We start from the raw sequence: 5,261 nt of genomic DNA, 5'->3' as shown, positions 1-5,261 counted from the left end.
GTTGCTTTCACTTCCCCATAGGTGTTCTTCCATCTATGCCAACTGGTCTTTATCACCACTAGGTGACGAGCAACCTCGGCAACAGTTTTACCTTCTCTCAGCATCTTGTCGCCCTCGGCAAGCTCTTTGATCACCAGCTCTTCGGTATGTCGCTTGGATTTCATGGTGTTTCCCCCCTGTCTACTTCGGAGGCAAAACTCACATATCGGGTGGGTTAGTTTTTGGGGAGCTCCTCACTCTCAGGCTTCTTTGATAATCTGCTGCAGTCTGCCCTGTGAACCGATACCGCCCTCTGCGTCGAGCCAGAGTTTGGACTTCCCACGTTCTGCGCGTGTTGTTGGAGACTTAAACGACACGTTGTGAACTTTGACTAAATGCCAAAAGTACAGGTTTACAAGTTCCCGCTGCTCGTACCGTCAGGAAGCATTTAGATAGTTCCGGTGATTTAGTACCAAGCACGAACTAAACGGTCGACTCTCCAATTACGTAAGCCTCAGCACCCCCTCGCAGGCTCCCCCGATCACAAAGTCCTCGGTGAGCCAACTCCAGCTGTTCTACTACCTCACTTCCCAACCTGAACCAGTGAAAAACCCTCGCTGAACTTCGGAATAGATCATTACCAGCGATGGCCCCAGCTTCGCGGGTAAAGTTGATCATTGCCAGCTGCAATTCTCCAATGGGTACCTCCATCACGCTTCATTTAGAGTTCTCGTCGTCGTCAGGCACTCGAACTTGCGTCAATTCAGTACCCGGCAACGAGAGGGATCCATCCAAACTCTTAACAATGGTGCGGGTCTTTACGAGTCTGGCGATAGCAAGATCGACCGCATCTTGGACACGACTTCCGGCCCTGCCAAGCCCCAATGCCATCCGGACGCGCTTAAAAATAACCGACTGCAGCACCCGATGCACTATCGCTAACTCGAATCAGCCCGGGGCGTTCTGCTCGAAGAGGCATCCCAGTAACGTAGCGCCAGGACGTGTCCCGCGAGGGGTTCATGGGCTCCTTTTAGGAACATCCTTCATGTATCGCCCATTGTCTCTAGAAACATCCTGGGCGTCATCACCACAAGTCCAAAACGCTGTACACCCATGAGATCTGGGTCCCCCGATACCAGCACATCGACTCCCGCCACCTCCGCTAGAAGGACGAGGAAGTCGTCATCGGGATCACCCGTGATGGGATCGTCCTCTTCCGGAGGATCGTCTACGATAACTGCCAACTCTCGGATCGCACTCACGAACAGGTGCGCATCCTCGATGCTCAGATACCGCCGGAACTTCGGCCGGCAAAGCACGTCCGTCAGCTCGGCGAGTAGCAACGGCGAGGCAACGAGCAGAAATCGTCCCGCCAATGCTCCAAGAAGCAGGCGAGCGGACACGCCCTCTTGCGACGTGACGGCCGCCACGAAGACATTTGTGTCAAAGATAATCCGGCGCGACTCACCCACCGCTAACCGTTGGTGCTCGCCGCTCCCGACGGACCGCACGCGTCTCGGTCACTGCCTGAGCAAGTGCTGCATCCTCGTCAAGGTTGCTCGTATAGCCGACACGCTCCAGTAGCTCTCTCAGCTTATCCTGCGCCGCATTCGCGTGGCCGCTTCGAAGATATGACCGCAGCGCGTCCTCAATGACAGCACTCTCGGACCGATTGGAGGTGAGCGCTGCAGCCTTCGTCGCGGTGAGCACATCGGGGTCGAGATAGATGGTCGTCTTTTTCTTTGTCATGTCTCAAGTATACCACTATCCCATTATTACGTTATGACGTTATGACATTATGCCGTTATCACGTTATAACGGCATTCTGACGTCCTCTATCAGTTGTGTGAGGTAAAGCATCTCTCTAGATCATCTGGAGCTGCACAGCTTCAAGGCGCTTAGCTAAGGTATTCGAGGAGGTCTCCGTCCTCTTCCCCTAACTCCGTGCCCTCATCCAACTATTTGGCCCGACAGCCTGCTTTTCGATCTGCGCACCGAATAGATCTCGCTTCGTAAGTCGGTTAAAAACCTCGTGTGGCGCTACCCACACGTCGATCACCATGTCATCTAAAGTCGCTGGTATCGCCACAGCGGTCACGTCGAGGCCCTTGCCGCTCTCTGAGATCATGAACGAATGAGCTTTGCCGAGAGCTTTCCGGCCTCCCGTCCGTGCCGGTGGCAATATAGTTTGCACAAATCGATAAGCGCCTGAGTGAGTGGGCCGCACACGCCGGTTGCCTCTGTGTTCTGGACTTGCTCACCAAATGAGACACTGAACCCCGCTTACCTATGCGGCCTGTATCGTAGCGGCTTGTTCGAACTGCATCGGCGATACATATTCGATGCTAATATGAAGCCTCTTGCAGCTGTACCATTGGATCCAGTCAAAGATTGCGGTTCTTGCCTCCTCTCGTGTTTTAAATTCGGTTCGGTAGACGAGCTCTTTTTTGAGTGACGCCCACGAAGACTTACGCCATAGCGTTGTCAGAACTATCTCCAACCGTGCCCATCGATTGGGTAATGTAAGCAAGTCTCAACATTTCTTGCGAAGTCGTCACTTATGTAGTAGGAGCCATGGACGCTGAGTGGAAGATGGTATCGGGCAAAAGTGCTCTGCCTCTGACGGCTTTCGCCTGGTTAAGGGCATCGACGAACACTGAAGTGTCCATCGTATCGCTCATCTGGTAACCAAGAATCCTCCTCGAACAGGCATCCATGATGCACACCAGGTAGAGCCACCCCTCCAAGGTTTCAGATGTAGGTCAGGTCGCTGAGCTTGGAGCATGTCGAGTACATCGACGGTGAAGTTCCGCTTCAGAAAGATCATCGCTCTTTCTTACATGACGATCAGGCCTCGTCTCCGATGGTATTTAGGCGATCCACAAGCCCCCTCAATACCAAGCTCGGCCATCAGGCGGTCCACGGTAGCAACCAAAACGTCGATTCCACGGACCTAGAGCTCATGTGTGAGCCTTGGTGCCCCGTAGATGCTCCTGTTGGCCTCGAAGGCCTCTAGAACGCGCTCCTTGAGCGTTTCACGGGCCCTACAGATGGCCCGTCCATGGGGTAGTAAATAGAGTGTGAGACCTGACACACTCTATCGAGCACTGAGACTAGAAATTCGGCCGCACTCCTAATCGATGAACGGGTAGATCAGTTCCCATTGCATCTCCTTGACCCAATCGGTGCAAAAATCGTTCTAAGAAGATTTCACATCCCACTTCAAGCTGCTCGTTCTCGCTTTGAGAAGTCTACGGATTTCCGCATCCTGATCTGGGGTGACCCCCGCTTCTTTGTGCTCCTTAGAGGCTTTGTCGAGCCTTCTTCGATAGGGTTGCCTACAAGATGCCAAGATCCTCAGCTACCTGCCTCAGGGACAGGCTTTAGCTCTTTAGGAGTCTGAGTGCGTCTCTTTTTGGAATTCGTCGTCAAAAGCGTCGATGGGTCTTCTCTTTTTTAGTTTTCTGTTCTTGGCGTTTCACCCATGCCTATATTCTCCTCGTTCTAAGGGTGAACTGTGTCGTATATCGTGAGTGGTTTCAGACCTCTCGCGTCGACGAGAAGACCCAAATACAGGCCCTTGACCGTACCCAACCCACACGCCCGATGGTGCCGGGGGTTCCTCTCCGTCAAACGACTGAGTACAAGCGCAATGGGATCTCCAATCTTTATGCCGCTCTCGATGTCGCCTCTGGCAAGGTCATCACCAACATGACCGATGCCCATAGGGCCATAGAGTTCATTTCAATTCTTGGAGCTCATCGACAAGAATGTACCCAAGGAACTTACCGTTCATGTTGTCCTCGATAACTACGGGGCCCACAAGACTGAGTCGGTGCGTATGTGGTTACTGACCCATCCGAGATTTCAGTTACACTTCACGCCGACATACTCGTCCTGGATGAACCAGGTGGAGAGATGGTTCTCAGCCCTTACCACCAAGTACCTCCAGCGAGGCGTTCATCACAGTGTGACCGAGCTCAATGAAGGAATTACTGAGTGGGCCGAGGCCTGGAACAAGAACCCCAAGCCTTTCATCTGGACCAAGAGTGCCGGCGAGATCTTCGCCTCGATGCGGAAATATCTGGGCGCTAGTGTTTCTGAGCAAACTTCAGAGGAGGGACACTAGCAATAGGGATGAGCCAACACGAAGCAGCCGCGAGCAGGAAGCCGGATGAATCGCGAGGTTCACGTCCGGTTTGACGGGAGCAGGAGGGGGAAGTTCCCTCCCTCCACCCTACTGGATGACATAAGGGTGAAGAGCCGCCGCCAAAAGGGAGCTCCGTCGAGTGCGACAAAGACTATTAGCTGCTCCGGTGGTTGGAATGAAGGGCGTAGTTCCATTGAGGCAAGCTAGTACAGCGGTGCCTTGCTCGCTTTAGACAGCTAGTCCATGAGGACATGGCCCAAACATTCCGGACTCAAAGCCAGCGCAGCGCTCAGTTTCGGCCTCGGACAGGCCTGAGAGACACGCTGGTCAGACCGTCCTGCGCCATTGGGGTTACCCCAGGGCTGCATGACGTCACTTGAGGAGAGCCACACCCTTGTCATTTAGCATTTCTAGATCGAACTAAACGGCGGATGCACCCAAGTCCACGCGCCGTTTGCTTCCTGATATAGTACTTGCCACTGCGGGCCGAGTTCGCTCTGCACACGCTCAGCTAGCCTCCGTCCGCTCTCCCAGAACTTGACTCTGGCCTCTTCCATTTCCATATCCCTCGAGTCGCTCTTGGGACCGTACAGCAAGTCCGCAGAGTCGTTCCACATCTTCAACGCGTCAATCAGCTCCGCAGAAAGCAGGTCGCTCCAGCCAGGGGGTTTGCGTATTGTGTTCTCTGTCCGGTCCTCACTGCGTCCCGTGCCGCTTCGAACGGGAATCCACCAAATGCCACTTGCCTCCCAGTCCCATGCAATCAGAACACGTCCAGAGATGGGCTCCGCCAACGTATCTCGATCCTTAGAGCGACGAGTCAACCCAGTCGGGGCAGACAGGCTCTTTCTTGCCGCTGCCATTGTTGCAGAATCCAGTTATCACACCCACAGGATGGCCGTCCTGCGTCGAGGTACCATCAAAATCCGTACTAGCTATATCCGCCACAACGACAACCTCCTGATCTAGAATACCACTGTAGTAATGATATATTTCATAGTTTCTGGAAGAGAGCGACCCTATTGGATTTACAGCCATCCTGATAATATCTATTATCGGCTGCATTTCTAGTGTCCCTAGCCAAAGTTTCGCTGTGAAACAGGAATTTTCAAGTTTCGGCCCCTGTTGAACC

General features: G+C 53.5%; 9 protein-coding genes. 1 reads left to right on the top strand and 8 read right to left on the bottom strand.

Features of this window, described 5'->3' with window-relative positions:
* Positions 1 to 462: 462 nt before the first annotated feature.
* From BUA24_RS06875 to BUA24_RS13170, 6 genes are all read right to left on the bottom strand, one after another.
* Entirely contained in the window at positions 463 to 690 is a 228-nt protein-coding gene (locus tag BUA24_RS06875) for a hypothetical protein (protein ID WP_072790418.1), read from the bottom strand.
* A 332-nt stretch (positions 691 to 1,022) separates the two neighbouring features.
* Complete coding sequence (locus BUA24_RS06865) at positions 1,023 to 1,451, bottom strand: putative toxin-antitoxin system toxin component, PIN family (RefSeq protein ID WP_072790412.1); 429 nt, start codon at positions 1,449 to 1,451, stop codon at positions 1,023 to 1,025.
* Positions 1,444 to 1,728 (bottom strand): ribbon-helix-helix domain-containing protein, encoded by a 285-nt coding sequence (locus tag BUA24_RS06860; RefSeq protein WP_072790409.1) that lies wholly within the window; start codon positions 1,726 to 1,728, stop codon positions 1,444 to 1,446. The genes BUA24_RS06865 and BUA24_RS06860 overlap by 8 nt, the downstream gene beginning before the upstream one ends.
* Before the next feature lie 187 nt (positions 1,729 to 1,915).
* Complete coding sequence (locus BUA24_RS06855) at positions 1,916 to 2,107, bottom strand: hypothetical protein (RefSeq protein WP_072790406.1); 192 nt, start codon at positions 2,105 to 2,107, stop codon at positions 1,916 to 1,918.
* Between the two features lie 159 nt (positions 2,108 to 2,266).
* The gene (locus BUA24_RS13390) at positions 2,267 to 2,479 is read right to left on the bottom strand and encodes an IS3 family transposase (protein WP_178138741.1); all 213 of its coding nucleotides are present in this window, start codon (positions 2,477 to 2,479) and stop codon (positions 2,267 to 2,269) included.
* A gap of 58 nt (positions 2,480 to 2,537) precedes the next feature.
* A complete protein-coding gene (locus tag BUA24_RS13170) occupies positions 2,538 to 2,726 on the bottom strand; it encodes a DDE-type integrase/transposase/recombinase (protein ID WP_336433313.1) in 189 nt (62 codons plus the stop codon).
* Positions 2,727 to 3,730: 1,004 nt separating this feature from the next.
* Here BUA24_RS13170 and BUA24_RS06825 point away from each other — a divergent pair.
* A complete protein-coding gene (locus BUA24_RS06825; protein WP_072790392.1) occupies positions 3,731 to 4,108 on the top strand; it encodes a transposase in 378 nt (125 codons plus the stop codon).
* A gap of 431 nt (positions 4,109 to 4,539) precedes the next feature.
* Here the strand turns inward: BUA24_RS06825 and BUA24_RS06820 are convergent, their stop codons facing one another.
* Together BUA24_RS06820 and BUA24_RS06815 are read right to left on the bottom strand one after the other, a co-directional pair.
* The gene (locus BUA24_RS06820) at positions 4,540 to 4,992 is read right to left on the bottom strand and encodes a hypothetical protein (protein ID WP_143146441.1); all 453 of its coding nucleotides are present in this window, start codon (positions 4,990 to 4,992) and stop codon (positions 4,540 to 4,542) included.
* On the bottom strand, positions 4,937 to 5,261 hold a 325-nt coding region (locus tag BUA24_RS06815; protein WP_218587431.1), incomplete at its 5' end, for a hypothetical protein. The genes BUA24_RS06815 and BUA24_RS06820, both read right to left, overlap by 56 nt.

The organism is Ferrithrix thermotolerans DSM 19514 (assembly GCF_900128965.1).
In the GTDB taxonomy this organism is placed as follows: domain Bacteria; phylum Actinomycetota; class Acidimicrobiia; order Acidimicrobiales; family Acidimicrobiaceae; genus Ferrithrix; species Ferrithrix thermotolerans.
This window is presented reverse-complemented; position numbering and strand designations above follow the sequence as displayed.

What these genes read in the sequence shown, in the direction of transcription:
- BUA24_RS06860 (WP_072790409.1), bottom strand. Translation starts at nt 1,728, where the DNA reads ATGACAAAGAAAAAGACGACCATCTATCTCGACCCCGATGTGCTCACC.
- BUA24_RS06820 (WP_143146441.1), bottom strand. Translation starts at nt 4,992, where the DNA reads ATGGCAGCGGCAAGAAAGAGCCTGTCTGCCCCGACTGGGTTGACTCGT.
- BUA24_RS06875 (WP_072790418.1), bottom strand. Translation starts at nt 690, where the DNA reads ATGGAGGTACCCATTGGAGAATTGCAGCTGGCAATGATCAACTTTACC.
- BUA24_RS06855 (WP_072790406.1), bottom strand. Translation starts at nt 2,107, where the DNA reads ATGATCTCAGAGAGCGGCAAGGGCCTCGACGTGACCGCTGTGGCGATA.